32 protein-coding genes are annotated in these 26,051 nt (G+C 67.2%); 17 read left to right on the top strand and 15 right to left on the bottom strand.

What is annotated here, in order from left to right; genetic code table 11:
* From CHB77_RS05420 to CHB77_RS05405, 4 genes are all read left to right on the top strand, one after another.
* On the top strand, positions 1-258 hold a 258-nt coding region (locus CHB77_RS05420; RefSeq protein WP_176430307.1), incomplete at its 5' end, for an OmpA family protein.
* 146 nt (positions 259-404) lie between these two features.
* Positions 405-1,106 (top strand): VIT1/CCC1 transporter family protein, encoded by a 702-nt coding sequence (locus CHB77_RS05415; protein WP_089387133.1) that lies wholly within the window; start codon positions 405-407, stop codon positions 1,104-1,106.
* A 122-nt stretch (positions 1,107-1,228) separates the two neighbouring features.
* Entirely contained in the window at positions 1,229-1,492 is a 264-nt protein-coding gene (locus CHB77_RS05410; protein ID WP_089387132.1) for a PepSY domain-containing protein, read from the top strand.
* Entirely contained in the window at positions 1,485-2,024 is a 540-nt protein-coding gene (locus CHB77_RS05405) for a cytochrome b/b6 domain-containing protein (protein WP_089387131.1), read from the top strand. The genes CHB77_RS05410 and CHB77_RS05405 overlap by 8 nt, the downstream gene beginning before the upstream one ends.
* Positions 2,025-2,050: 26 nt before the next feature.
* On the opposite strand, the gene CHB77_RS05400 is transcribed toward CHB77_RS05405, so the two are convergent.
* The 4 genes from CHB77_RS05400 to CHB77_RS05385 form a co-directional block, all read right to left on the bottom strand.
* Positions 2,051-3,280: a histidine kinase dimerization/phospho-acceptor domain-containing protein gene (locus CHB77_RS05400; RefSeq protein WP_089387130.1), complete on the bottom strand. Its 1,230-nt coding sequence runs from the start codon at positions 3,278-3,280 to the stop codon at positions 2,051-2,053.
* Entirely contained in the window at positions 3,277-3,930 is a 654-nt protein-coding gene (locus CHB77_RS05395; protein ID WP_089387129.1) for a response regulator transcription factor, read from the bottom strand. The genes CHB77_RS05400 and CHB77_RS05395 overlap by 4 nt, the downstream gene beginning before the upstream one ends.
* A 452-nt stretch (positions 3,931-4,382) precedes the next feature.
* Complete coding sequence (locus CHB77_RS05390; RefSeq protein ID WP_089387128.1) at positions 4,383-5,378, bottom strand: NAD(P)H-quinone oxidoreductase; 996 nt, start codon at positions 5,376-5,378, stop codon at positions 4,383-4,385.
* An 11-nt stretch (positions 5,379-5,389) separates the two neighbouring features.
* The gene (locus CHB77_RS05385) at positions 5,390-6,046 is read right to left on the bottom strand and encodes a COQ9 family protein (protein WP_089387127.1); all 657 of its coding nucleotides are present in this window, start codon (positions 6,044-6,046) and stop codon (positions 5,390-5,392) included.
* A gap of 94 nt (positions 6,047-6,140) precedes the next feature.
* On the opposite strand from CHB77_RS05385, the gene rpsU reads away from it, so the two are divergent.
* On the top strand, positions 6,141-6,347 hold the full coding sequence (gene rpsU, locus CHB77_RS05380) for a 30S ribosomal protein S21 (protein WP_081994671.1): 207 nt from the start codon (positions 6,141-6,143) through the stop codon (positions 6,345-6,347).
* A 78-nt stretch (positions 6,348-6,425) separates the two neighbouring features.
* Here the strand turns inward: rpsU and CHB77_RS05375 are convergent, their stop codons facing one another.
* Positions 6,426-7,250 carry an alpha/beta hydrolase gene (locus tag CHB77_RS05375; protein WP_217896905.1) on the bottom strand — a complete coding sequence of 275 codons (825 nt, stop codon included), beginning with the start codon at positions 7,248-7,250 and terminating at the stop codon, positions 6,426-6,428.
* Between the two features lie 34 nt (positions 7,251-7,284).
* The gene (locus CHB77_RS05370; RefSeq protein ID WP_089387125.1) at positions 7,285-7,746 is read right to left on the bottom strand and encodes an Lrp/AsnC family transcriptional regulator; all 462 of its coding nucleotides are present in this window, start codon (positions 7,744-7,746) and stop codon (positions 7,285-7,287) included.
* Between the two features lie 134 nt (positions 7,747-7,880).
* Here CHB77_RS05370 and ald point away from each other — a divergent pair, with 134 nt between their 5' ends.
* Complete coding sequence (gene ald, locus CHB77_RS05365) at positions 7,881-8,999, top strand: alanine dehydrogenase (protein WP_089387124.1); 1,119 nt, start codon at positions 7,881-7,883, stop codon at positions 8,997-8,999.
* 15 nt (positions 9,000-9,014) lie between these two features.
* Here the strand turns inward: ald and mscL are convergent, their stop codons facing one another.
* From mscL to CHB77_RS05350, 3 genes are all read right to left on the bottom strand, one after another.
* Positions 9,015-9,473, bottom strand: coding sequence for a large conductance mechanosensitive channel protein MscL (mscL, locus tag CHB77_RS05360; RefSeq protein ID WP_089387123.1), 459 nt, complete (start codon positions 9,471-9,473; stop codon positions 9,015-9,017).
* A gap of 145 nt (positions 9,474-9,618) precedes the next feature.
* A complete protein-coding gene (locus tag CHB77_RS05355; protein WP_089387122.1) occupies positions 9,619-10,281 on the bottom strand; it encodes a DsbA family protein in 663 nt (220 codons plus the stop codon).
* Positions 10,275-10,829, bottom strand: a complete 555-nt coding sequence (locus CHB77_RS05350; RefSeq protein ID WP_089387188.1) for a DUF721 domain-containing protein — start codon at positions 10,827-10,829, stop codon at positions 10,275-10,277. The genes CHB77_RS05355 and CHB77_RS05350 overlap by 7 nt, the downstream gene beginning before the upstream one ends.
* Before the next feature lie 86 nt (positions 10,830-10,915).
* On the opposite strand from CHB77_RS05350, the gene CHB77_RS05345 reads away from it, so the two are divergent.
* Entirely contained in the window at positions 10,916-11,941 is a 1,026-nt protein-coding gene (locus CHB77_RS05345) for an A/G-specific adenine glycosylase (RefSeq protein ID WP_165456201.1), read from the top strand.
* 10 nt (positions 11,942-11,951) lie between these two features.
* The gene (locus CHB77_RS05340) at positions 11,952-13,091 is read left to right on the top strand and encodes an alkane 1-monooxygenase (protein ID WP_089387121.1); all 1,140 of its coding nucleotides are present in this window, start codon (positions 11,952-11,954) and stop codon (positions 13,089-13,091) included.
* Here the strand turns inward: CHB77_RS05340 and CHB77_RS05335 are convergent.
* Both CHB77_RS05335 and ribA read right to left on the bottom strand, forming a co-directional pair.
* On the bottom strand, positions 13,088-13,582 hold the full coding sequence (locus tag CHB77_RS05335) for a L,D-transpeptidase family protein (protein WP_089387120.1): 495 nt from the start codon (positions 13,580-13,582) through the stop codon (positions 13,088-13,090). The two genes, CHB77_RS05340 and CHB77_RS05335, sit on opposite strands and share 4 nt — an antisense overlap.
* Entirely contained in the window at positions 13,579-14,637 is a 1,059-nt protein-coding gene (ribA, locus tag CHB77_RS05330) for a GTP cyclohydrolase II (protein ID WP_089387119.1), read from the bottom strand. Before ribA ends, CHB77_RS05335 begins: the two co-directional genes overlap by 4 nt.
* A 136-nt stretch (positions 14,638-14,773) precedes the next feature.
* Between ribA and CHB77_RS05325 the strand changes: the two genes are divergently transcribed.
* The 3 genes from CHB77_RS05325 (at position 14,774) to CHB77_RS05315 (ending at position 16,113) form a co-directional block, all read left to right on the top strand.
* Complete coding sequence (locus CHB77_RS05325; protein ID WP_089387118.1) at positions 14,774-15,460, top strand: response regulator transcription factor; 687 nt, start codon at positions 14,774-14,776, stop codon at positions 15,458-15,460.
* 111 nt (positions 15,461-15,571) lie between these two features.
* Positions 15,572-15,790, top strand: a complete 219-nt coding sequence (locus tag CHB77_RS05320) for an antitoxin MazE family protein (protein WP_089387117.1) — start codon at positions 15,572-15,574, stop codon at positions 15,788-15,790.
* Complete coding sequence (locus tag CHB77_RS05315) at positions 15,787-16,113, top strand: type II toxin-antitoxin system PemK/MazF family toxin (protein WP_089387116.1); 327 nt, start codon at positions 15,787-15,789, stop codon at positions 16,111-16,113. The genes CHB77_RS05320 and CHB77_RS05315 overlap by 4 nt, the downstream gene beginning before the upstream one ends.
* A gap of 167 nt (positions 16,114-16,280) precedes the next feature.
* Here CHB77_RS05315 and CHB77_RS05310 read toward each other — a convergent pair whose 3' ends face one another.
* On the bottom strand, positions 16,281-17,255 hold the full coding sequence (locus CHB77_RS05310; RefSeq protein WP_089387115.1) for a glutathione S-transferase family protein: 975 nt from the start codon (positions 17,253-17,255) through the stop codon (positions 16,281-16,283).
* A gap of 52 nt (positions 17,256-17,307) precedes the next feature.
* Complete coding sequence (locus tag CHB77_RS05305; protein WP_089387114.1) at positions 17,308-18,624, bottom strand: MFS transporter; 1,317 nt, start codon at positions 18,622-18,624, stop codon at positions 17,308-17,310.
* A 154-nt stretch (positions 18,625-18,778) separates the two neighbouring features.
* On the opposite strand from CHB77_RS05305, the gene CHB77_RS05300 reads away from it, so the two are divergent.
* From CHB77_RS05300 to CHB77_RS05280, 5 genes are all read left to right on the top strand, one after another.
* The gene (locus CHB77_RS05300) at positions 18,779-19,564 is read left to right on the top strand and encodes an exodeoxyribonuclease III (protein ID WP_089387113.1); all 786 of its coding nucleotides are present in this window, start codon (positions 18,779-18,781) and stop codon (positions 19,562-19,564) included.
* 93 nt (positions 19,565-19,657) lie between these two features.
* The gene (gene trxA / locus CHB77_RS05295) at positions 19,658-20,572 is read left to right on the top strand and encodes a thioredoxin (RefSeq protein ID WP_242626531.1); all 915 of its coding nucleotides are present in this window, start codon (positions 19,658-19,660) and stop codon (positions 20,570-20,572) included.
* A 4-nt stretch (positions 20,573-20,576) separates the two neighbouring features.
* Positions 20,577-21,203, top strand: coding sequence for an LON peptidase substrate-binding domain-containing protein (locus CHB77_RS05290; RefSeq protein WP_089387112.1), 627 nt, complete (start codon positions 20,577-20,579; stop codon positions 21,201-21,203).
* Positions 21,200-21,394, top strand: a complete 195-nt coding sequence (locus tag CHB77_RS05285; protein ID WP_089387111.1) for a Trm112 family protein — start codon at positions 21,200-21,202, stop codon at positions 21,392-21,394. The genes CHB77_RS05290 and CHB77_RS05285 overlap by 4 nt, the downstream gene beginning before the upstream one ends.
* Entirely contained in the window at positions 21,394-22,062 is a 669-nt protein-coding gene (locus tag CHB77_RS05280) for a rhomboid family intramembrane serine protease (protein WP_089387110.1), read from the top strand. Before CHB77_RS05285 ends, CHB77_RS05280 begins: the two co-directional genes overlap by 1 nt.
* Here CHB77_RS05280 and CHB77_RS05275 read toward each other — a convergent pair.
* The gene (locus CHB77_RS05275) at positions 22,051-22,764 is read right to left on the bottom strand and encodes a DUF2268 domain-containing putative Zn-dependent protease (protein ID WP_089387109.1); all 714 of its coding nucleotides are present in this window, start codon (positions 22,762-22,764) and stop codon (positions 22,051-22,053) included. The genes CHB77_RS05280 and CHB77_RS05275 overlap by 12 nt on opposite strands.
* 148 nt (positions 22,765-22,912) lie before the next feature.
* Between CHB77_RS05275 and CHB77_RS18000 the strand changes: the two genes are divergently transcribed.
* A complete protein-coding gene (locus CHB77_RS18000; protein WP_131023315.1) occupies positions 22,913-23,161 on the top strand; it encodes a hypothetical protein in 249 nt (82 codons plus the stop codon).
* A gap of 301 nt (positions 23,162-23,462) precedes the next feature.
* On the opposite strand, the gene CHB77_RS05270 is transcribed toward CHB77_RS18000, so the two are convergent.
* Positions 23,463-26,051 (bottom strand): DNA translocase FtsK, encoded by a 2,589-nt coding sequence (locus tag CHB77_RS05270; RefSeq protein ID WP_089387108.1) that lies wholly within the window; start codon positions 26,049-26,051, stop codon positions 23,463-23,465.

The following is a 26,051-nucleotide window of genomic DNA, read 5'->3' as shown; positions in this document are numbered from 1 at the left end:
TTCCTGATCGAGGGCCACACGGACACCGTGGGCTCGGATGCGGCGAACCTGGCCCTGTCGGACCGGCGCGCCGAATCGGTGGCCCTGGCGCTGACGGAGTATTTCGAGGTGCCCCCCGAAAACCTGGTCGTCCAGGGGTATGGCGAACAGGATCTGCAGATCCGCCGGGAAGGCGACATCCGCGAAAACCGCCGCGCCGCCGTCCGACAGATCACAAGCCTCCTGCAAACCGAAAACGGGCGGCAGGCTCTGCCATAAAGGCAGGGACGGAAAGGATTTTCCGGAATGATGGTCAAGGGGAAGGAACAAGCGGGCCTTCCCGGCGACAAGGGCTTCGGGCCGAAGACGATCCAGTGAGGGCGGGGGAATCGCCCTGTCGGCCCCCCCTGCAAAGGAACAGTTGCATGGTCAGGCCGAGCCATTCGGAAATTCATACGGTCCAGCGCATCGGCTGGCTGCGTGCCGCGGTGCTGGGGGCTAATGACGGAATTCTTTCAACCTCCAGCCTGCTGGTGGGCGTGGCCGCAGCCGACACCGACCGGGCCGCGATCCTGATCGCGGGGCTGGCCGGTCTGGTTGCGGGCGCCATGTCGATGGCGGCGGGGGAATATGTCTCGGTCAGTTCGCAGACCGATGCCGAACGTGCCGATCTTGCCCGTGAACGCCGAGAGTTGGTCGAGTTGCCCGAAGCCGAGCTTGAGGAACTGACGCAAATCTATCAGGCGCGCGGCCTAACACACGACCTGGCCCGGCAGGTGGCGGTGCAGTTGACAGCCCGCGATGCGCTTGGCGCCCATGCCCGCGATGAGCTGGGAATATCGGAAACCGTGACTTCGCATCCGATCCAGGCGGCGGTCGTATCGGCCCTGACCTTTGCGGCTGGCGCGGCGGTGCCCCTGATCGTGGCGATGCTGGCGCCGCCCGCGCGGATCCCGGTCCTCGTCGCGGTGGCGACGTTGCTGGCCCTGGGGATCCTGGGCGGTCTTGGCGCGGCCGCAGGCGGTGCGGGCGTGCTGCGCGGCGCGTTGCGCGTGGGGTTGTGGGGCGTGCTGGCGATGGGCGCGACCGCCATGGTGGGAACGCTGTTCGGCGTGGTGGTCGGATAAGGATACGGCACAGCACGTCGAACGTCCCCAGAACATCGCAGGATGCCGGCTGCTGCAAGGTTATTGCAAGGATGGGCTGCTGTAAGGGCTGCGTTGACATTCCGCATACGGAGACCCCTTTCATGCGCATGACCTTGATCCCCGCCGCCACCCTGATGATCGCCGCTGCCCTGCCCGCCTTGGCCCAAGACCGCTGCACGGTGCCAGAGGCCGACCGGCGCCCGGTCGAGGAATTGACCGCCGACCTGACCGCCAAGGGATGGACAATCAGCAACGTCAAGACCGAGGACGGCTGCTACGAAGTCTATGGCAAGGATGAAACCGGCAAGAGGGTCGAGATTTTCTTCGACCCGGCCACGTTCGAGGCCGTGGGTTCGGATGACTGACCGGGTCCGGGTCTGGGACGGCTTCGTCAGGATATTCCACTGGTCGCTGGTCGGGCTGATCGCCGGAACCTGGCTTACCCCGGACGGGCCGAAGGCGTGGCACGAAGGGATGGGCTATGGCGTGGCCGCCCTGCTCGCGGGGCGGCTGGTCTGGGGCCTTGTCGGGCCGCGCCACGCCCGATTCCGCGACTTCGTTCGCGGCCCCCGCGCGGTGCTGGCCTATCTGCGCGCGCTGCGGGCGGGCCGCGAGCCGCGCTATCTGGGCCACAATCCGGCGGGCGGGGCGATGATCGTGGCGCTTCTGCTGACCGTGGGGGGAACCGCGCTGACCGGCTGGTTGCAGACGACCGATGCCTTCTGGGGATCCGCGACGATGGACGCTGTCCATGAAGCCCTGGCGACGCTGGTCCTGGTGCTGGCCCCAGTCCATGTCGCGGGCGTCGTCGTGGAAAGCCTGCGCCACCGAGAAAACCTGGTCCTGTCAATGCTGACCGGCACCAAGCGGCCGCTGACGGCGGACAAGCCTCGGTGATCGCAAGTCCGGCCCGCCGGGGGGCGTTAGCGCCTTGGCGGAAACCGCAGCGTGACCGAGGCGGTGCTCTCGGCAATCGCATAGTCGATCTTCATGCCCTGCGCCTCTGCCAGTCGCGCCACGATGGCAAGGCCAACGCCTGCCCCTTCTGACGTCGCCGATTTGTCGAACATCCCGTGGCGGAAGACGGCACCCTGGGTCACGGCGTTCGTCACCGTCAGGGATGGCGCGGGCGACAGGCGGACCTGCGTCGTGCCGGTCCCGTGGACGATCGCGTTGTGCAGCAGGTTGCGCAGGATCAGCGCGAATGCATCGGGATCCACAGGGACGGAAAGCGCCGTCAAGTCCTTGTCGTCGAACAGGACCGGCGCGTCCAGTTCGGCAATCACCATCTGCGTCGTCCGCACCAGATCCGAGGTTCCTGCAGCGGCTGCCCCGGCCTCGGCCCGCGACAAGGCCAAAAGCCGGTCGATCAGATGGCTCATCCGGCCCAATGCGCCGGTCAGACGCTCGGCGGCGGTTTCGTCGTTCAGCCCCGCCGCGATCAGTTGGGCCTGCCCGGACGCGGCCGCGACCGGCGTGCGCAGTTCATGCGCGGCATTCGTGGCGAATTGGCGTTCGGCATCGACCCGTGCCCGGATGTCGTCCAGATAGCCGTTCAACGCCTGCGGGATCGACGCCAGTTCGGTGGGCAGGTGGCCTTCCTCGACCGGCGACAGATCCTGCGCCGACCGGTCCCGCAGCGTCCGGGCGAACCGCGTCGCCGGGCGCAGGGCCGAGGCGACCGCACCGCGCACGGCCACAACCGCCGCCAGAAGCACCGGCAGCGTCAGTGCCACCAGCCAGCCCACGCTTTCGCGCAGTTCATCGCGGCGCCATTGGTCGCTTTGCCCGACCTCGACGACAATGTTGCCCACGCGGTCGGACAGGCGAAAGACGCGCCATCCGGGAACATCGTGGCCGCCGTCCTGGGTCAACGCAGGCCAAGGGGCGCCAGAGATCTCCCTTTCGTCGTCGACGATGCGGATCCTTTCCGCCGACCTTGCCATGGCCGGGACATTCTCGGCACGGCCGTAAAGGTCGATCGCCAACTGGGCCGAGCCTTTCAGCGTCTTGTCCATCAGTTCCGACATTTCGTGCGCGATGACCAGGGCAGCAAGACCCACGCCCGCCAGCCAGCTGAGGCTGGCGCCCAGAACGACCCGGCGCACCAGCCTGCCGCGCAGGGACCATGGGCGGGGGGCAAGGCGGTTCATGGAATCAGGTATCCCAGCCCGCGTCGGGTCTGGATCGCATCCGCGCCCAGCTTGGCCCGCAATCGGCAAACATAGACTTCGACCGCATTTCCCTCGATGGCGTCGTCGAACGCATACAGCCGCTCCTCCAGAACCGGCTTGGATAGCACCCGCCCCCGCGCCGACAGAAGCGCATCGAACAGCGCCCATTCCCGAGAGGTCAGGCGAATCTCGTCGCCATCGCGAAACAACCGCGCGCCCGCGCGATCAACCGTCAATCCGCCGATCCGGGTTTCCGGGGCGGGATCGCCCGAGGCGCGGCGGGCATGGGCGCGCAGCCGCGCCTCGACCTCGGCCAGATCATAGGGCTTGACGACATAATCGTCGGCTCCCGCGTCCAGCCCCGCGATCCGGTCGGAAATTCGGTCGCGCGCGGTCGCGATCAGCACCGGCACCCGGCTGCCGCGCCGCCGCTGTTCGCGCAGCAGGTCCAGACCCGAACCGTCCGGCAGCGCCAGATCCAGCACGATTGCGCCATAATCCGCCACGCCGATTGCGGCCCGCGCCATGTCGAGATCGGCTGCATGATCGACGGCATGACCCAGGCCACGCAGAAAGCGCAACAGGGCATCGGCAATGTCGGCCTCGTCCTCGACCAGCAGCACCCGCATGGACGTTTCCTTTCCGCGATGGAACAGACATGGCGGGACGCATCCTGCGGATCAACCCGAATCCGCGTGGCGGTCTTGCCGCCGCCCGCACCCGAACTTCTCGAGCTGGCTCAGCCGCCCGCTTCGGGGCCATCAAAACCATGCTTGCAGGGGGCAGGGCGGCGATCGATCAAATCACCGGTGCCGCCGGGATGGCAGGGAACATGACCAGGGGTTGCCTGCCGGGGCGCAAGGTCAGGAATCAGACTGCGGCTCAGGCGGTGCCGCGTTCTTCAAGCCGCCCCCGGCTAAAGGCCGTTCCGGCCCGGCATGGGCATCATCGGGCCAGGGGGGTCCGCGCGATTTTCAGGCGATGCCGGAACGATCTTCTGGCGGGCGGCCCAGATGACCGCGGCGCCGACAGCGTTTTCCCGGCGCTGCGGAAATCCCCACCCAGGGTCTCTGCCGTCGCCTCAGATGCCGTCGCCCGCGACCTTCAGGACGATCTTGCCGACATGCTCGCTGCTTTCCATACGGAGATGGGCCTGGGGCGCATCCTTCAGGTCGAATTCGCTGTCGATCACGACCTTGACCGCCCCGTTGGAAATCAGCGGCCACAGCTTCTTGCGCAGCGCCTCGGCGATCTCGGCCTTGGCGGCGTCCGATTGCGGACGCAGGGTCGATCCGGTCACGGTCAGGCGTTTCGTCATGATCGGGGCAAGGTTCAGATCGACCTTCGACCCGTCCAGAAAGGCGATCATCACCAAACGTCCATCGGGCGCCAAGGCCCTGACATTCCGGCCGATATAACGGCCGCCCACCATGTCCAGGATCAGATCCGCACCGCCCTCCGCCTCGAGGGTCGTGACGAAATCCCCGGTCCGGTAATTGATGGGAATGGCGCCCAGGGCGGCGATGGCTGCGCATTTGCGGTCGCTGCCCGCCGTGGCAAAGACACGGGCACCAAGGCTGCGGGCGATCTGGATCGCCATCATGCCGATGCCGGACGTGCCGCCATGCACCAGAAACCGCTCGCCTCCGGTCAGCTTGCCGCGCGCCACCACGTTCGACCAGACCGTGAAGGCGGTTTCCGGCAGGCAGGCGCCCTCGCGCAGGGTCAGGCCATAGGGGATGCGCAGCGCGTGATCGGCGTGGCAGGCCACATATTCGGCATAGCCGCCGCCGGGCAGCAGGGCGCAGACCCGTTCGCCCTTGCGCCAGCGGGTAACGCCCGCGCCCATGCCGACGATTTCCCCGGATGCCTCCAGCCCCGGCAGGTCCGAGGCATCGGGCGGCGGGGCATAGCTGCCCTGCCGTTGCAGGACATCGGGCCGGTTGACCCCGGCATAGGCCACGCGGATCAGGATCTGGTCGTGGCGCGGCACGGGGACCGGGCGGGTGGTCAGTTGCAGGACATCGGCATTGCCGGGGCCGGCGATCTGGACCGCGTTCATGGCATCGGGGAACATCGTTTCTCCTGTCAGGGCCGGGTCCGGCCCGGAAGGCCGCGCGACCGGGGCGCGCGGATCCAGCCAAAGGCCATCCCGGCCAGCCTTTCCGCGCCGGGCAGCTTGCGCAAGGTGGATTTCACGGATTCGAAACGCATCACCCCGTCGATGCGACGGTCGATGAAGGCGCGTGTTTCCGCATGACCCTCGGAATCGTCGCCCAGCCAGAACAGCACCGTGGCGCTGATGACCGCCGCCAGGGTGGCGCGCTTGGAATACCAGTTCACATCGTCGGATCGATCGCCAAGCCCGGTCCAGATCACGTCCGCCGTTTCCCAGACCAGCCGCGCGGCAAGCGCCGCGTTCTGCGGCAGCGACAGGGTGGCAGCGCCCGCGCGCACCAGGTCGGCATCGGCCAGCATCAGGCGGCGCCAGACCGCCTCGGCCACGCGATCGCGGAACCGCCCGCCCGGCGGAGTCTGAGACAGGCTGTCGCGCAGCATCGCATCGGCCCGGCGATGATAGGCGGCGGCAAGGCCCGCCCCTCCTTGCGGAAAATGCACCCGCGCCAGATCGCGCGACATGCCCAGGTCGCGCGCGCCCGCCATCAGGGCGCGGTCGTTCATCCCGTCGAAGGGAACATGGGACAGGGCGGCGTCAAGAAGCGCGTCGCGGTCGGTTCGGGTCATGGCGGCCTCCGGTCTGGACAAGGGCGCCCGGCTTTGATAGGGGGGCGCATCCTGCAATCTTGCAACTCTAACCTAGGAAGGTGGTGACAACCACATGCAGGTCAATGTTCGCGACAACAACGTCGAACAGGCGCTTCGTGCCCTGAAGAAGAAACTTCAGCGCGAGGGCGTGTTCCGCGAAATGAAGCTCAAGCAGCATTTCGAGAAACCGTCGGTCAAGAAAGCCCGTGAAAAGGCCGAGGCCGTCCGCCGCGCCCGCAAGCTGGCCCGTAAAAAGGCACAGCGCGAAGGCGCGCTGTAAGGAACCGCAGCGCACCGCCCGACGGCGCGACCCGCGTTATCGGCAAACCCCCGCAGCGCAAGCCGCGGGGGTTTGCATTCAGCGCGACAGATGCAGGTTCAGCGCGTCCGCCGTCGATGGTTTCATCAGCGTGCCGTGGCTTTCTTGGGGATAGGGTCTGTACATCACCTCCAGCCCCCGGATCCGGGACAGGATGCGGACCAGCGACGTCGGATCATGGGGGTGGTCTTGCCGTGCCAGCCCGGCCTGCGCGATCATCACCGGAATCGTCGGGTCGATCAGGCCGCCCGCCGCGGCGACGCCGCCCGCGAAGGCCTGGGCCTCGCGCTGCGATTCGCCCGCGTTCCACCAGACCGACGGGTCGGCCGCGACGTAACGGGCAAACAGGCGCGGGCGGCTGAACAGCGCGTGCAGAACGAACAAACCGCCCAACGAATGGCCATAGATCGTCATGTCGCCGCGATCCAGGGGATAGCGCCGCTCCAGTTCGGGCAGCAGCATGTCGGCGATCATCATCAGGAACGCGTCCCGTCCGCCGGTCAGCCGGTCGGCAGGGGGCGGGCGATAGAACGCGATCGGCACCACCGGCGCCATCGCGCGCGAGGTCAGGTCGCGCCAACGGCGGTTGGCGCCTTCATAGCCGATCCCGAACAGGATCACCGGGGCCTGCGGTGCCCCGCTTTCCCGGTGTCGCCAGAAATGCGGAAACGACCGTCCCCCATCCAGAGCCAGGATCGCCGAATACCCCTGGGCCGGGGGCGGGGCATCCGGCAGGCCGACCAGGATCCGCCACTGATCGTCCCGCGGGCCAAAGGCGAAATGGCTGACGCGGGGGTCGGCGATCTCTGGGGGCAGGTCGGGACGCGGCTGCCCAAGGGCCGGAACGGCCAAGGCCGCGGCCATAAGGGACAACAGGTGTCGGCGATGCGGCCCCATGTCAGACCGGGATGGCGGTGGTGCGAAACACCGTCCGCAGCGCAAAGGACGAATGCATCTGCGCCACGCCCGGCAGCCGCGCCAGATGCTGCCGGTGGATGCGGGCGAAATCGTCCGTATCCTCGACCACGATCTTCAGCAGGTAATCGGCGGTTCCGGCCATCAGGTGGCATTCCAGCACGTCGGGAATGGCGCGGACGCCCTTTTCGAACGCCTCCAGCACCTCGTCCGCCTGGCCGGACAGGGTGATTTCCACGAACACCGTGGTCTGGCGGTGCAGCTTGCGCGCGTCCAGCAGCGCGACATAGCCATGGATCACGCCCGCGTCTTCCAGCCGCTGCACGCGGCGGTGACAGGCGGACGGCGACAGATGGACCCGCAGCGCCAGTTCGGCGTTGCTGATTCGCCCTTCTTTCTGAAGCAGGGCAAGGATGCGGCGGTCTATTGCATCAAGATCGGACATGGCGGGATATTCTTCGACAAGAACCGCTTATACCAGACTTTTCTGCCGGCCGGTCGCACGGGCGCGCCACAGCTTCGCAGCACCTTTCGCCGCCCCGGTGTCACACTGGCCCGGCAAGCAGGGAGGATCCGCCAATGCACATCGGCTGCCCAAGGGAAATCAAGCCCCAGGAATTCCGTGTCGGCCTGACGCCCGCCGCCGTGACCGAGGCCGTAGGGCGCGGCCACCGCGTGACCGTCGAAACCGGCGCGGGGCTGGGCGCGGGTTTCACGGACGGGGACTACGAAGCCGCCGGGGCGGGCCTCGCGCCGGATGCGCGATCGGTCTTTGCGGGCGCCGACATGATCGTCAAGGTCAAGGAGCCGCAGCCTGCGGAACGGCGGATGCTGCGCGACGGGCAGGTGCTGTTCACCTATCTGCATCTGGCGCCCGACCCCGACCAGACCCGCGACCTGCTGGGATCGGGCGTCACGGCCATTGCCTATGAAACCGTGACGGACGCGCGCGGCGGCCTGCCCCTGCTGGCGCCGATGTCCGAGGTGGCGGGCAGGCTGGCGCCGCAGGTGGGATCCTGGGCGCTGCAAAAGGCCAATGGCGGGCGCGGCGTGCTGATGGGCGGCGTGCCGGGCGTCCGGCCCGCCAATGTCGTCATCATCGGCAGCGGTGTGGTCGGCACCGCCGCGGCGCGGGTCGCGGTGGGGATGGGCGCGAATGTCACGGTCACGGATCGGTCGCTGGCGCGGCTGTCGTACCTGGACGACATCTTCATGGGGCGCCTGACCACCCAGTATTCCAATGCCGCCGCCACCGCCGACCTGATCCGCACGGCGGACATGGTGATCGGCGCGGTGCTGATTCCCGGCGCCGCCGCGCCCAGGCTGGTGACGCGCGACCAGCTTGCCACCATGCAGCCGGGCGCGGTCCTGGTGGACGTGGCCATCGACCAGGGCGGATGCTTCGAAACCTCTCGGGCCACGACCCATCAGGACCCGATCTATCAGGTGGACGGCATCGTGCATTACTGCGTGGCGAACATGCCGGGCGCGGTGGCGCGGACATCGACGCAGGCGCTTGGCAATGCGACGCTGCCTTTCGTGCTGGCGCTTGCGGACAAGGGCTGGCGGGGGGCCGTGCTGGAGGACCCACACCTGCGCGCCGGCCTGTCCACGCATGGGGGGCGCCTTACCTCGCCCCCGGTGGGCGAGGCGCTGGGGCTGGAGGCGATCACCCCGGACCAGCTTCTGGCGGGGTGATGCGGCTCGGGCGGGTCAGATCCGCGGTTCGGGCCGGTCGGCCCAGACGGTGCGGTCGGCCAGCAGGTCGCGGATCTGGGCCAAAAGTTCTTCCTGGGTGGGGGCGGCCACCACGACCTCCTCGGCAGGCTTGACGGCCATGCGTTGCAGGCGGTTCACGGCCTTGACCAGCAGAAACACCGCCCAGGCGATAATCAGGAAATTCAGCACCGCCATCGCAAAGGATCCATAGGCAAAGACCGCCGCCCCCGAATCGCGGGCGGCCGCCAGGCTGGCGCCCTCGGGGGGGGTGCCGGACAGGACGACATACTTGTTCGTGAAATCCACCCCGCCGGTCAGCAGGCCAAGGATCGGGTTGATGAGGTCGGCCACGACCGAATTCACGATGGCCGTGAACGCCGCGCCGATGATGATGCCCACCGCAAGGTCGATGACATTGCCTCGGGCGATGAATTCCCGGAATTCCCTAATCATGGCCAACCATCCCGTTTCCACGCATCCCATCGATGCAGGGTCAGGATCAGGCCGGACGATCCGAAAATCAAATCCCGCGCCATCCGGCAGGTGATTTTTGGCAGAACATGGTCCGCCGGCGTGGCAGACGGACCATAGCGCCGCGTCAGTTGGCGGGGGCTTCGGCTGCCGCCGGGGCGCCATCGGCCGGGGCAGCCTCGGCCAGCTTGGCGTCGATCACGGCCTTCAGATCGTCCCAAGGCTGGTTCGACACCTTTTCGCCGCCGATGATGAAGGTCGGTGTGGCCTCGATCTCGTCAGAGGTCGCGTTCTGCTGAAAGGTCGCGATCAGCTGTTCGGCCTTGGCGGTGTCTTCCCAGCAGGCGTTCATCTGGTCTTCGGTCATGCCTGCCTTCAGGCCGATCTTGCGCAGGTTCGCGGCGATTTCCTCGCCCGTGCCGCCGGCCAGCCATTCCTTTTGTTCTTCGAACAGCATGTCGGAGACGGCAAAATACTTGTCGTCCCCGCCGCAGCGCGCCAGAACTCCCGCCCACAGGCCCGGCTGGTCGAAATAGACATCCCGCTGGATGAATTGCACCTTGCCGGTATCGACGTATTCGGCCTTGAGCTTGGGCCAGTTCTCCTCATGGAAATTCGCACAGTGCCCGCAGGTGAAGCTGACATATTCGACAATCGTTAGCGGCGCGTCGGCGGCACCCATCGTAATGTCGGGCAGGGTTTCCGCCGGGGTGGGCGCGGCATCCTGGGCCATCGCGGCGGGGGCAGCAAACGCAAGCGCCAATGCTATGGCGGCGGAACGGATCAGCATGGAAAATCCTTTCGGTGGGTCCGGTGTCGTTTGGTTGCGATATTGGTGGCCAGCATGGCCATCGCCTGAGCCAGGGCAGGATCCTGGAACTGGCGGGCGACATGGTTCGCCTGTTCCAGAACCTGCGGTTCGGGCGCCGCGGCCTTGACGGGGGATGCAGAGGCAAAGACCGCCCGCCCTTCGGCAAAGCCTGTGGCGGCGGTCTGGGTCAGCACGATCCGCTGCACCGCGTTATAGCCGTAACAGGCGTTCACCCGGTCGCGCAGCTGCGGCAGCTGCATTTCGACCAGCGGCGCCACCGGGCCGGCGGTCAGCAAGGTCAGCGTGGCGCCAAAGCCGCCGCGTGCATGGCTGACGCGGACGGGCCGGGTCATGGCAGCAAGCTGCGGCCCGGCGATTTCCGGCCAGTGGGTCAGCAGGCGGGATACCGCAAAGCCCCGCCCCTCGGCCGCCTTCTGCACCCGGTCGGCCAAAAGAATGGCGGCCTGCTGAAAGCCGCGCCTGCGGCGGGCCTGGGGGTTGCGAAAGCGGTCGGGCGGCGGGGCCATCATTGCCTGTTCTTGACGTGACACCCATATCCTTAATCAGGCGCGCCCCAGGATGAAAGCGCGCTTGCGGAACAAGGGACTGATAATTGCGTGACACCAAGGTGATCGCCCCGCACCTGCTGGACTGGTACGACCGCCATGCCCGCACCCTGCCCTGGCGCATTCCCCCCGGCGGCGGGCAGGCCGATCCCTACCGCGTCTGGCTTTCCGAGGTGATGCTGCAACAGACCACCGTGGCGGCGGTCAGGGCCTATTTCGAACGCTTCACCGCGCTGTGGCCCACCGTGCAGGATCTGGCGGCGGCGGACGACGCGCAGGTGATGGCCGAATGGGCGGGCCTTGGATATTACGCCCGCGCCCGCAACCTGCTGGCCTGTGCCCGCGCGGCCGCGGCGATGGGGGGGTTTCCGACCACGCGCGACGGGCTGAGGGCGCTGCCGGGGATCGGTTCCTATACCTCGGCCGCGATCGCGGCCATTGCCCATGACGCGCCGGAAACGGTGGTGGACGGCAATGTCGAACGGGTGGTGGCCCGGCTGTTCGCGGTGGAAACGCCCCTGCCCGCCGCCAAGCCAGACCTGGTGGCGCTTGCGGAAACGCTGACCCCCGCGACGCGGCCCGGCGATTACGCGCAGGCGATGATGGATCTGGGCGCGACGATCTGCACCCCGCGAAACCCGGCTTGCGGCATCTGCCCGCTGATCCATGATTGCGATGCCCGTGCGGCAGGGATCGCCGCCAGCCTGCCCCGCAAGGTGCCCAAGACACCAAAGCCCGACCGCACCGGCATCGCCTGGGTCGCCCGCCACGGCGGCGGGGTGGTGTTTGAGGAACGCCCGGCCAAGGGTCTGCTGGGCGGCACGCTGGCTTTTCCGTCGGCCCGATGGGATGGCCGCGACCTGCCGCCGCCGGGGAATGCGGAATGGCGCGGCATCGGCCAGGTCCGCCATGTCTTCAGCCATTTCAACCTGTCCATGCAGGTTGTTGTGGGCGATCTGGACACCGCCCCCGACCGGGGCCATCTGGTCCCCGTGGACCGGATCGACCGCGACGCCTTGCCCGGCCTGATGCGCAAGGTCTGGGATATGGCGCGGGCGGAAATCGTTGCGTAACATCGCGGGCATGAACGATTCGACCCCTGGCGGGCTGCTCCCTGCCGCGCCATTCTGGATGTCCCTTGGCACGCTGCCGCTGATCGTCCTGGCGGCGGCCTGGGGCGGTTTCTGGTGGCTTTTGCTGCCCGGCTATGCCTGGTTTCTGGTCACGGCCCTGGACGGGCTGTTCGGCACGGACGAATCGAACGCCGATCCGACGACGGACACACAGGCGCTGTTCTGGCATCGGGCCGTCACGATCGTCTGGTTCCCGCTGCAATTCGCGGCGATCTTTGGCGCCATCTGGTATGCGACCCAGGCGGGCCACCTGTCGGGCTGGGAAAAGCTGGGCCTGTTTTTCGGCATCGGCGTGCTGTCGGGCACCATCGGCTTTGTCTATGCCCACGAGCTGGTGCACCAGAAGACCGTCCTGGAACGCTGGCTGGGCGATCTGCTGCTGGCATCGGTCCTGTATTCGCATTTCCGGACCGAGCACCTGCTGGTCCACCATTCCTGGGTCTCTACCCCCCGCGACGCGGTGACGGCGCGCTATAACGAAGGGTTCTGGCGCTTTTTCGCGCGCGTCCTGCGCGATGGCCCGGTCAGCGCATGGCACGCGGAACGGCGGCAGCTGGCGCGCGCGGGGCGCAGCGCCTGGGACCGGCGCAATCCGTTCTGGCGCTATGCGCTGCTGCAAGGGGCGATGATCCTGCTGGCCCTGGCCCTGGGCGGGATTCAAGGGTTGGCGCTGTTCGCGTTCCAGGCCCTTGTGGCCATCTGGCAGCTGGAGGTCGTCAACTATGTCGAACACTACGGCCTGACCCGAAAGCATCTGGGCGACGGACGATACGAACACATCAAGCCGCACCACAGCTGGAATGCCAGCCACCGGGCAACCAACTGGCTGCTCATCAACCTGCAACGCCATTCCGACCATCATACCCGGCCGGACCGGCGGTTTCCGCTGCTGCAAACCCATGGGGCGGATCAGGCCCCCCAGCTTCCCCTGGGCTATCCGGCGATGACGGTCCTGGCGATGGTGCCGCCCCTGTGGCGGCGGCGGATGAACCCGCGCGTGCGCGCCTGGCGCAAACGGTTCTATCCCGAAATTGCGGACTGGCAGCCTTACAACCGGGGCGAACTGCCGATGCCCCGCAATGCGCTCTAGGGCACAATCACCCGCGTCCCCGGCACCGCGCGGGCGGCGATCCAGATCAGGTGCGGGCGCGCGAAGGCGATGCAGCCTTCGGTGCCGTATCTCGGACGGCGCCACTGGTGCAGAAAGATCGCCGATCCCCGGCCCGGCACAGCATCGGGTCCGTTCCAGTCCGTCGTCAGGATCAGATCGTACAGCGGGTCGGCCCGGCGCAGCCGTTCGTGGCTGGCCGCCAAGGGCGCGCGGGCGTGGCGGTTGTAGGCCGGATCGTCCGGCGCGTCACACCACAGATCGCCCGGCCCGATGGGCCGCGCCCAAAAGGCCGGCCGCGCCAGCCGGTCGGGGCGATACCACAGCCCGGTGATGCGCATCACCCCGGCAGGCGTGGCCCCGTCGCCTTCGCGCTTGTCCGCCGTGATCCCGCGCTTGCCGATGCTGCATGGAAACAGGCGCCCCCGGTAACGCACGCCCTGCGGCGTCAGGACCAGATCGTGGGGCGTCACAGCAGATGCCCCGACTTGTCGGCCTTGGTGTCCAGATAGGCCGCGTTGAAGCGGTTGCGGCCCACCACCAGCGGCACCCGTTCCGTGACCGCGATCCCGTTGCCTTGCAGCATGGCGACCTTGCGCGGGTTGTTGGTCATCAGCCGGACCTGCGAAAACCCCATCCGCCGCAACAGCGCCGCGCCGATGCGGAAATCGCGCTCGTCATCCTCGAACCCCAGGCGGTGATTGGCCTGCACGGTGTCAAAGCCCTGGTTCTGCAAGGCATAGGCGCGCATCTTGTTGGCCAGACCGATGCCGCGCCCTTCCTGGTTCAGATACAGCAGCACCCCCTGCCCCGCCTGCCCCATGGCCGTCAGCGCCGCATGAAGCTGCGGGCCGCAGTCGCATTTCAGGCTGCCCAGCACGTCGCCCGTGAAGCAGGCCGAATGCAGCCGCGCCAGAACCGGGGCGTCGCGGGGCGGATCGCCGATCTCGATGGCGTAATGTTCGGCCCCTCCGTCGTCGGGGCGAAAGATGTGCAGGCGCGACCGTTCCGCCGCGATCAGCGGCAGGTTGGCAGCGGCGACCGGGGCCATCGCGGCCTCGTGCGCCAGTTGCGCCAGCAGCGGGCCGGACGCGATCTGGGTCAGGCCGGGGGGCGGGTCGGCGGGCACGACCAGCACCGCAGGCAGCAGCTGCGCCGATTTCGCCAACGCCAGCCCGGCCAGATGCGGCGTGGCGTCGCCGCCCCGCTCGGTGAACAGCGGCCCCTTCATCGGCGTCATCAGATCGCCCGACGGATCGGCCAGCGCCCGCAGCCAAGCGTGATCGGCCTCGGGCGGCACGATCACGCGGGCCAGCCCGTCGTCATAGGCCCGCGCCTTCAGCGTCTCGGCCCGCCGTTCGGTCAGGGCCAGGACCGGGCGGCCCAGTGCGCGGATGTCGGCCAGCCGGGCGGGCGCCAGCGTTTCCACCGCCGCGACCAGATGGCCCCCGATCATCACCGGCAGGCCCATGCGCAGGTCGGTGCGCGCCCGCGACACGGACTCGGACAGGGTGGGGATCAGGCTCATCGATGGTGCCGCCGAATTGAAACAGTTTGAAACATAGCGGTCTCTGCCGACAACTCCATGTGAGATTTCCGACATGATGCTGGACGGGATGTCGCGTCGTCCCCACTCCTTTGCGCAACAACCCGAGGGAGGCAACATGCCCGGACTGAAAAAGATCCTGCTGGTCGACGACGAGGAAGACCTGCGCGAGGCCTTGGCCGAACAGCTGACCGCCACCGACGATTTCGACGTGACCGAGGCCGGCAGCGGAGCGGCCGCGGTCGATGCCGCCAAGGGCGCGCTGTTCGACCTGGTGATTCTGGACGTGGGCCTGCCCGACACCGACGGGCGCGAATTGTGCAAGAAGCTGCGCAAGCTGAACGTGAAATGCCCCATCGTGATGCTGACCGGCCACGACACCGACGCCGACACGATCCTGGGTCTGGACGCGGGCGCCAACGACTATATCACCAAGCCCTTCAAATTCCCGGTCCTGCTGGCCCGCCTGCGCGCGCAACTGCGCACACACGAACAGTCCGAGGACGCGATCTTCCAGCTTGGACCCTACACCTTCAAGCCCGCGATGAAGATGCTGATCGACGTGAAGGACCGCAAGATCCGCCTGACCGAGAAGGAAACCAACATCCTGAAGTTCCTGTACCGCGCGCAGGACGGGGTGGTGGCCCGCGACGTGCTGCTGCACGAGGTCTGGGGCTACAACGCGGGCGTGACCACGCACACGCTGGAAACCCACATCTATCGCCTGCGCCAGAAGATCGAGCCGGATCCCGGCAACGCCCGCCTGCTGGTGACGGAATCGGGCGGGTATCGGCTGGTGGCGTGACGCCCCCCGAAATGCGACGCAAGGCCTGGCCGATGCGCCGGGCCTTCTTCATCGCAAGGCCCTTGGAAACTTCACGCCGCTTCGTTACATGTAACAAGGTAGGAGGTTCCGATGCCAAGCAGTGTGTCGACCCGCGTTCGGAAATACCGCGACGGCTTGCGGGCTGCGGGCCTGCGCCCGGTTCAGATTTGGGTCCCCGATACCCGCCGTCCCGGTTTCAAAGCCGAATGCCGTCGTCAGGCCGCCATTGCATCCCTGTCCGATGACGCCGATGTCACCCTGAACGATTTCCTGGACACGGCCTTGGACGACATGGACGGCTGGGATTGAGGCGCGGCGATCTGGTGACGGTCGCGCTTCAAGGCGATCACGGCAAGCCGCGTCCGGCGCTTGTGGTTCAGTCGGATTTCTTTTCGGGCACGGCCACCGTGACGGTGCTTCTTGTCACCTCGACCCTGATCGACGCGCCCTTGATCCGGCTGACGGTCGAACCCTCCGCGGCAAATGGCCTGCGGCTGGCATCCCAGGTCATGATCGACAAGGCCATGACCCTGCGAACGGACAAGCTTGGTCCGTCGTTCGGCCGTCTGGACGACACCGCCATGGTCGAAGTCGGCAGGGCGCTTGCGTTGTTTCTGGGTCTGGCAGGCTGATCGTCCGGCCACAAGGCTCCACGCCGGTTTTCGCTGCCGTTGCCTGGAACCGCCCGACGGATTTGGCGTTCATCCCCCGAAGCCCAGTGGCCGGCGGATGCGGTCACGCTCTCCCTCCCTCTCTCCCTTTGATGCCCCGGCGCTTTCCTCCGCCGGGGCTTCCCTTTTCAGCCTCGCCCATGCGGTGCGGTCCAGTCCGCATCGGGACCGATGGGGATGATCCGGTGCGGGTTCACGGTGTCATGGCTGAAATAGTAATGCCGCGTGTAGTGGTCGGGCCGCACGGTTTCCGCCACGCCGGGCCATTGATACAACTCGCGCGCCCAGCCCCACAGGTTGGGGTAATCGACGATCCGGCGTCGGTTGCATTTGAAGTGCGTGTGATAGACCGCGTCGAAGCGGGCGATGGTGGTGAACAGCCGCCAATCGGCCTCGGTCAGGCGGTCGCCGGTCAGATAGCGATTTTCGGCAAGGATCCCTTCGATCCAGTCCAAGCTGTCGAACAAAGGGTGGACGGCCTTGTCATAGGCCTCTTGGCTGGTGGCAAAGCCCGCCTTGTAGACGCCGTTGTTCACCGTGTCGTAGATGCGGCCGTTTACCGCCTCGATTTGGTCGCGCAGCGCCTCGGGCCAGTAATCGTCGGTATTGCCCGTTACCCCGTCAAAGGCGTCGTTGAACATGCGGATGATGTCGGCGCTTTCGTTCGACACGATCCGGTCCCCGTCGCGGTCCCACAGCACCGGCACCGTCACCCGGCCGGACGCCTTGGGATCGGCGCGCAGGTACAGCTTGTAGAGATAAGGCTCGCCGAACAGGCGGTCGCCGGTGGCGCCGTCGAAATCGGTGCGGAATTCCCAACCGTTCCACAGCATGTCGGGATGCACGACCGACACGTCGATGTGATCCGCCAGCCCCTTCAGCCCGCGGAAGATCAGCGTCCGGTGCGCCCAGGGGCAGGCGTACGAGACATACAGGTGGTATCGCCCGCTGTCCGCCTTGAAGCCCCCCTCGCCCGTCGGACCGGGGCTGCCGTCGGGCGTGACCCAGTTGCGGTGCTTCGACGTGTCGCGGACGAATTCGCCGCCGCTGGAATCCGTATCGTACCATTCGTCCTTCCAGACGCCCTCGACCAGTTGGCCCATGCTTATGCTCCGTGTGAATCAGGGGGCCAACGGACGGCAAGGGCGTCTGGTTTCAGGCGATGGCCTGATCGCGGGTTTCGGTCTTGACCAAAATCAACGCCAGTGCCCCCAGCAGCAGCAGGCCCGCAAAGACCCCGATGGCAAAGCCGAAGCCCCTGGCGAACACCACCGCCAGCAGGCTGGGCGCCAGGATGCCGCCCAGACGCGCCATGGCGCTGGCGGTGCCCATGCCGGTGCCGCGCAGGTGGGTCGGGTAAAGTTCGGGGGTGAAGGCATACAGCGCGCCCCAGGTACCCAGCAGCGCAAAGCTCATCAGGATCAGCGCGCCCGCGACCATCGCCGTGCCGCCGGCCACCGCGAACAGCGCGCAACCCGCCGCGCTGAGCAGCAAGAACCCCAGCAGCGTCGTGCGGCGCCCCACCGCCTCGACCCCCCAGGCAGCCAGGGCATAGCCCGGCACCTGCGCCAGGGCCAGGACCACCAGGAATTCGTAGCCGCGCACGAAGCCGAAGCCCTCGGTCGCCAGTTGCCCCGGCACCCAGACGAACACGCCGTAATAGGACAGCGACACCAGGAACCAGACCGCCAGCACGCCGACCGTCCGCGTCCGCAACAGGTCCGAAAAGATCGAGCTTTCGGCCCCGGTCGGCACCCGCGCGGGCACCAGTTCGACATCGCTGGGCAGGGCTTGCATTCCGTTCACCGTCAGCACCCGGTCCACCACCGCCCTGGCGCCGGCCGCGTCGCCCTTGCGGATCAGGAACATCGGCGATTCCGGCACCCACAGCCGCAGGAAAATCCCGATCAGCGCCGGAACGGCGGCCACGGCGAAAATCCACCGCCACGGCGCCACGGCCCCCTGCGCGACCGCGATCCAGGCGGTCAGCGCGACGACGATCGTGCCGACGGCCCAGAGCCCTTCCAGCCAGACCAGCCAGCGGCCGCGATTCTTGGGCGGCAGGAATTCGGCCATCATCGCGTAGTCCACCGGCAGCGTGCCCCCCACCGCCACGCCCGTCAGGAACCGCAAGACCAGCAGCACCGTGAAATCCTGCGCGAACACCGATGCCAGGCCAAAGACCGCGTCCATGGCGACCGTCAGCATCAGGATGTTGCGCCGCCCGATCCGGTCGGCGATCCGGCCGAATGCGAAGGCACCCAGGAACATGCCCGCAAAGAACACCGTGCCGATCTGAAAGGCCGTCACTCGCTCGATCCCGAAGGTGGCGGCGACGGACGGCGCGGCGAATCCCACCGCGATCACCTGCATCGCATCGGCGGCCCAGACCAGGCCGAAGATCCCCAGAAGCCGCCGCTGGAACCGCCCGGCCCCGCCGCGCGCCAAAGCCTCGTCCACCGTCAACTGCATGTCATTCCCCTGGCTTTCCGGTCGATGTTTGCTTAGCGGCTGTCCGGTCCTTCACCAAGCCGCGATTTCGCAAATGCGGCATTTTTCCTGCCGCTGCGTCAACTCGACACCGGCCGCCGCCGCCGCTAGGGTCCGCCGCCAAAAGGAGCCGCCCATGTTCACCATCGCCACCTGGAACATCAACTCGGTCCGCCTGCGCGAGGGCCTGGTGGCGCGGTTCCTGACCGAGGAAGCGCCCGACGTGCTGTGTCTTCAGGAATGCAAGTCGCCGGTGGACAAGATCCCCCTGGACCAGTTCCGGGCGCTTGGATACGCCCACATCGTGGCGCGCGGGCAAAAGGGTTATAACGGCGTGGCGATCCTATCGCGCCTGCCGATCACGGATGCGGGCGACCGCGATTACGCCGGGCTGGGCCATGCCCGGCATGTCGCCGCGCGGCTGGACAACGGGGTGACGATCCACAACCTGTACGTCCCGGCGGGCGGCGACATTCCCGACCGCGATCAGAACGTGAAATTCGGCCAGAAGCTGGATTTCTTGGCCGAGATGCGCGACGCCTTTCACGCCGACGCACCCCGGAAATCCATCCTGGTCGGCGACCTGAACATCGCCCCGCGCGAAGACGACGTCTGGGCCCACAAGCCGATGCTGAAGGTCGTCAGCCATACCCCCGTCGAGGTCGATCACCTGCTGTCGGCCCAGGATGCGGGCAAATGGGTGGACGTGACGCGCCAGGACATCCCGTCCGGCCTGCTGTATTCATGGTGGAGCTATCGCGCCGCCGACTGGGACGCGGCGGACAAGGGCCGCCGGCTGGACCACATCTGGGCCACCGCCGACATCGCCAACGCGGGCCATGCCAGCCGCGTCCTGCGCCCGTGCCGGGGCTGGGACCAGCCCAGCGACCATGTGCCGGTGCTGGCCAGCTTCGATCTTTGATGCGCGCGCTGCGGCGCCATGAACCCTTTTCCTTCAGCGTGCCAGGCCCCATATTGCGGCCAGCCATTCAGACCCGAACCACCTGGGGATTCCATGACCATGCTTTTCGACACCGCCGCCGACGCCCCCAAGACCGCCGATTTCATCAAGGACGTGACCGAGGCGACCTTCATGGCCGAGGTGGTCCAGGCCTCCATGCAGGTGCCGGTGATCGTGGATTTCTGGGCGCCCTGGTGCGGCCCCTGCAAGACCCTTGGTCCGCAACTGGAAGCCGAGGTCGCGCGCCACAAGGGCCGCGTCCGCATGGCCAAGGTCAACGTGGACGAAAACCAGATGATCGCCGGTCAGTTGCGCGTGCAGTCGATCCCCACTGTCTATGCCTTTTTCCAGGGCCAGCCGGTCGATGCCTTCCAGGGCGCGGTGCCGCAAAGCCAGGTCAAGCAGTTCGTGGACAAGCTGGCGGCGCTGTCGGGCGATGACGGCGGGCTGGCCGAGGCCTTGGCCGCTGCCGAACAGATGCTGGAGGAAGGCGCCTTTGAGGACGCCGCCGAAACCTTTGCCGCCATCGCATCCGAGGATCCCTCCAGCAACGATGCCTGGGCCGGGATGGTGCGCACGCATCTGGCGGCGGGCGACCCCGATGCCGCACAGGCCGCGTTGGACCGGATCCCCGCCCCCGCCGCGACCAGCGCCCCGGTCGAGGCCGCGCGCGCCCAGCTGCACCTGGCCCGACAGGCCGCCAAGGCTGGTCCCCTCGACGCCTTGCAGGCCCGCGTCGATGCCGACCCCGACGATCAGGCCGCACGGCTGGAATACGCCCAGGCCCTTCATGCGGGCGGCCGGGTCGAGGACGCCATCGACATTCTGCTGGACAGCTTCCGCCGCGACCGCGACTGGAACGACGGAGCGGCCAAGGCGCAGCTTCTGACCATCTTCGACAGCCTCAAGCCGAACGATCCGCTGGCGCAAAAGGGTCGGCGGCGCCTGTCCTCGCTGATCTTCGCCTAGGGCCATGCATTTCCGATTCGACCTGCCCGCGCGCATCGCCCTGTTCCCGCTGACCGGGGCGGTGCTGATGCCCCGCGCGCGGATCCCCCTGCACGTGTTCGAACCGCGCTATCTCCAGATGCTGGACGACACGCTGAAGACGGATCATCGCCTGATCGGCCTGATCCAGCCCGAAGGCGACGGCCTGGCCGCGATCGGCTGCGCGGGACGGGTGGTGGCGTTTTCGGAAACCGACGACGGACGGCAGATGATCTCGCTCCGCGCGGTTTCCCGGTTCCGCCTGGTCGAGGCGAAGGAGGGTTTCACCCCCTATTTGATGGCCGATGTGGACTGGTCGTCCTTTTCCCGCGACATGAAGGGGGCCGAGGACGATGCGGGCATGAACCGCGACGCGCTGTTTCCCCTGCTGCGCCGCTATATGGAGGCGCATGACCTGTCCACCGACTGGGACGCGGCGGGCGATGCCGAAGACGAGGCGCTCATTAATTCGCTGTCGATGGTGCTGCCGTTCCCCCCCGGCGACAAGCAGGCGCTGCTGGAAAGCCCGACCCTGTCGGACCGCCGCGAACTGTTGCAGGGCCTGATCGAATTCGCCCTGCACGGCGGCGACAACGAGGAACGACTGCAATGAACAACCCGGATCAGCCCGGTTTCGACCGCCACATGCTGGAGGCCCTGGTCTGCCCCGTGACCCATGCCACCCTGTCTTACGACGCGGCGCGGCAGGAACTGGTGTCGCGGGCCGCCGGGCTGGCCTTTCCGATCCGCGCGGGCATCCCGATCATGCTGGTGGCCGAGGCACGGCAGATCAAGGCGGATTGATGGCAGCCCCGACCGATCCCTTTGTTGTCGTTCAGGACCGGGCGCAGCCCCGGCTGCCGGTCTGGGTCAGGGCCGTCATCGTTCTGTGCTGCCTGGTGCAGGCGCTGATCCTGGCGGCCGAGTTGCTGGGCTATCCCATCGTGCGGCAGGCGGCGCTGTTTCTGGGCGGCTTCTGGTCGCCGGTCGTCTGGGCCGGTCAGGGGATCTTTCCGGGCCACCTGCTGACGATGTTCGTGACCTATGGCTTTCTCCATGCCGGGCTGCTGCACCTGGGCATGAACATGCTGTCCCTGGTGGCCATCGCGCGCGAACTGCACCGCCTGATCGGCGCCCGCAGGATGGCGGTCGTCTATGCCGTATCGCAGGTCGCGGCGGCGCTGCTGTTCGCGGTCATGACGCCGGACGGCGGGCCGATGATCGGGGCGTCGGGGGCGATCTTCGGGCTGGCGGGGGCGCTGATCGGGTTTGCCGCCATGACCGGCTGGCGCCGCAAGCGTCCCTTGGGGCAGTTGTGGCGCGGCGTCGCGGTGATGGTGGTGCTGAACGTGGCGCTGACCGTCCTGATGCCCTCCATCGCGTGGGAGGCGCATCTGGGCGGCGCCTTGGCCGGGCTGCTGCTGGGCGCCGGGATGGCCAGGGGCCGCAGCCCGCGCCCCTCAGCCTTCTGAGGGCGGGTTCGCGTCCGCCGGGCCTTGGTCCGCTTGACCGGTGTCTTGCTGCCCCTCGGCCGCCTGCCCCTCGGCCGCCGCGATCCGACGCAGAATCTGGCGGAACGGCTCGGCCGGGGCGCGCGCCAGCACCGCTGCCGAATCGCCGGGATTTTGCGCCAGGTGCTCGGCGATCAGCCGGTGGCCCAGGCTGCTGCCCGTCCCCTTGCGCAGGTCGCCCTTGCCGTTGAACCAGCGGCCATGGTCGCAATCGCGCCGCGCCCATTCGTTCAGCGCCTGCCGCATCGCCCCCTGCGCGGGCCGGACGGTATCAATGGCCTCCGCTGGCCCGCCCATGACCTGCAAGACGAAATGCCCGGCCAGCCCTTCGCTGACGAGAACCTCGCCCAGCGATTTGCCATAGCCCGGCCCCTCCCGGCGGATCAGATGCGCCATCTGCCGGACCAGAGCGCGGGTGAACATGGCAGGATCGAAGCGGTCGGGGGTCAGCGCGATTTCGATGATGCCGGGGACGGGGCACTGGCCCTGGATGGCGCCATCGGCGGACCGGTCCTGATGCGCGCGGATGACCAGATCGAAATCGGGCAGGTCGGCATGGTCCGAGGCGCGCGCCACCGCATCCCGGCTGGCCTGCCGGATTTCCGACAGGACCGGGGTCAGGGCGTGACGGGCGTTCAGAAGGTGGATATGCCAGAAGGTCATAGGGCGCACACTTATACCGGTGCACGGGCGGACGCTAGCGCAGCCGCATGATAATGGCGAAATGCGCGATCTGTGCTAGGTTTCTCGTTGACCTGGCCGAAACGGGTTTGCGGAAATCGAGAGGTCAGGCAGGTCAAGGAGAGTTCCTGTGAAATCGATCATCTCTCTATTGCTTCTACTTCTCTTTGCGCAAGAATCATATGCCGCTTGGAATATTCAGCAATGTGCCGCGAATATCAAAGATAGACACGGGATTCGTATCGAAGACGCTATGAAAATTTGCGCGGGTTCCCAAGCAAGACAAAAAGCACGACGTCAGTGCGTGATCGAAAAAGTGAAAAACCAAGACATGACACCCGAAAGTGCCTTGAGCGCGTGCGTGAATGATTCGCGCTGATCGGCGCCTTTGATTCAGGCTCCCTGGTCGGCCCATGTCCGGTCGATGAATAACGCCAGTGTTTCACCGATCTCGATTGTGGAATGAACTGTCACGATGCACGACTTTCCCCATTGTGATGCCGACCGGCGCGTTGCCGCACCTGGTCGCGGCACCGATGATTCTCATTTCTCACAAGGCTATTGTCAGGTTTGAACCCGATGCCTGGATTCCGATCTTCACCCTGGACATCCTCCTCGCCGTCCAGAACCCTCTGGCCTAGATCGCGCATCACGGGCAGGGGGCGGGCGGGTAAGGCGACTCACACTTCGGGCACCAGCACCTCGCGCTTGCCGACATGGTTCGCCGTCGACACCACCCCCTGCTCCTCCATCTGCTCGACCAGCCGGGCGGCCTTGTTGTAGCCGATGGCCAGTTTCCGCTGGATATAGCTGGTGGAACACTTGCGGTCCTTGGCGACGATCATCACCGCCTGGTCATACAGCGCATCGTCGCTGCCATCCCCGCCCAGGCCCAGCACCGCGTCGATGTCGGAGGCCACCTCGTCCTCGACCCCCTCGACCACGCCCGACTTGTAGGACGGCGGGCCGAAGGATTTCAGGTGCGTCACGACCTCCTCGACCTCCTCGTCGGACACGAAGGGGCCGTGGATGCGGGTGATCCGCGCGCCGTTGCCCATATACAGCATGTCGCCCTGGCCCAGCAGTTGTTCGGCCCCCTGTTCGCCCAGGATCGTGCGCGAGTCGATCTTGCTGGTCACCTGGAAGGAAATCCGCGTCGGAAAGTTCGCCTTGATCGTGCCGGTAATGACATCGACGGACGGCCGCTGCGTCGCCATAATCAGGTGGATGCCCGACGCGCGGGCCATCTGCGCCAGCCGCTGGATGCAGGCCTCGATTTCCTTGCCGGCGACCATCATCAGGTCGGCCATCTCGTCCACGATGACAACGATATAGGGGAAGGTCTCAGGCTTGAACTCCTCGGTCTCGAAGACCGGCTCTCCGGTGTCCTCGTCGAACCCGGTCTGGACGGTGCGCTTGAACATCTCGGACTTGGACAGCGCCTCGCGGACGCGGGTGTTGTAGCCCTCGATGTTGCGCACGCCCATCTTGGACATCTTGCGATACCGTTCCTCCATCTCTCCGACGACCCATTTCAGGGCCACGACGGCCTTTTTGGGATCGGTGACGACGGGGGACAGCAGATGCGGGATGCCGTCATAGACCGACAGTTCCAGCATCTTGGGGTCGATCATGATAAGCCGGCATTCGTCGGGCGTCAGCTTGTACAGCAGCGACAGGATCATGGTGTTGATCGCCACCGACTTGCCCGACCCGGTGGTCCCGGCGATCAGCAGGTGCGGCATCTTGGCCAGGTTCGCCACGACCGGATCGCCGCCGATGTCCTTGCCCAGGGCCAGCGGCAGCGGCTGGGTGCCGTCGCCAAAGGCGCGGGACGCCAGGATTTCGCGCAGCAGCACCTTTTCGCGGCGCGCGTTGGGCAGTTCGATCCCGATCACGGTGCGGCCCGGCACGGTGCTGACGCGCGCCGACAGCGCCGACATCGACCGGGCGATGTCGTCGGACAGGCCGATGACGCGGCTGGCCTTCAGCCCCGGCGCGGGTTCCAGTTCGTACAGCGTCACGACCGGGCCGGGGCGGACCTCGGTGATCTGGCCCTTGACGCCGTAATCGTCCAGCACCGCCTCCAGCATCCGGGCGTTGTCCATCAGGACATCTTCCGAGATCTGCGGCTGGTCGCCGGCGGACGGCGCGGTCAGCAGCGTCAGGGGCGGGCATTCGTAATCGGACCGCGCGTCATCGGCCAGGCTTTCCGGCACGGCGCCCGCCTGCGGATGGGTCGGCGCGGCGGGCCTTTTTGACAGCGCGGCGACGATCCGGGGGGCATCGGCATCCGCCGGGGCGGCGTCGGCCGCCGCCGGATTCCCGCGCCCGTCCCGTGACAGCCGCGCGGTCACGGCCGCCAGGACCGAAAGCTTGCCGGAACGGGTGCGGATCGCGTCGCTGATGCGGCCGCTGACCTCGTCGGCCGAGGGCGCGCCGCCGTCGTAATCGGAATCGCGTTCGATCAGTTCGGGTTCGGGCAGGTCTTCCTCCAGCTCGAAGACGGGCGCGGCGGGCTTGCGACGGGCCACCGTCGGTGTTCGGGGCGCAGGCTCCGCCGCGCCCGAACCGCGCGCCCGCCGGGCGGACAGCCTGTTCTTCAACCCGGCCGAGGCGACGGCACCCCGACCCACGGCCCGCATCGCCAGGTCGAGGGCCGTCAGCAGCCCGGACAGGAAGCGCCGGCCAAGGTCGCGCAACTCGTCCCGCTGGAAGCCCAGAACGAAGGCCGTCATCGCCAGCATTCCCCCCGCCGCGATCAGCGCGGCGACCCGGATGCCGATCTGCGCCTTGACCGGCAGCAGGTTCAGCACCGCGCCCATCACCATGTCGCCGAAATGCCCGCCCAGGCCATAGGTCTGTTCCCACCCGGCACCCGGAACCAGCGTGCTGCAGTAAACCGAGGCCAGAACCACCGAAAGCGGCGTGAACAGGCCACGCATCACGCGATCCTCGCCCCGGTGCGTCATGAAGCGGAACCCCCAGACAAAGGCCGCCAGGACCAGCACCCACGCCCCGTATCCCGCGATCATCATCAGCGGAGAGGCGACATAGGCGCCGACGCTGCCCAAGGCGTTTTGCGCAGGCTCGTCGGTGGCAGACAGGAAGCTGGGATCCTCGGCCGACCAGCTTGCCAGCATCATCGCGATGGCGATGCCAAGAATGACCAGCACGGCGCCCAGCAATTCCTTGCCGCGCCGTTCCAGGGCCGCCTGGGTGGACTGATCGAACAGCGGATCGCGGTGTTTTGCCTGCCAGCTTGCCAT

Source organism: Paracoccus sediminis (assembly GCF_900188295.1).
Classification (GTDB): domain Bacteria; phylum Pseudomonadota; class Alphaproteobacteria; order Rhodobacterales; family Rhodobacteraceae; genus Paracoccus; species Paracoccus sediminis.
The sequence above is the reverse complement of the archived record's forward strand: the minus strand, read 5'-3'. Positions and strand labels throughout refer to the sequence as shown.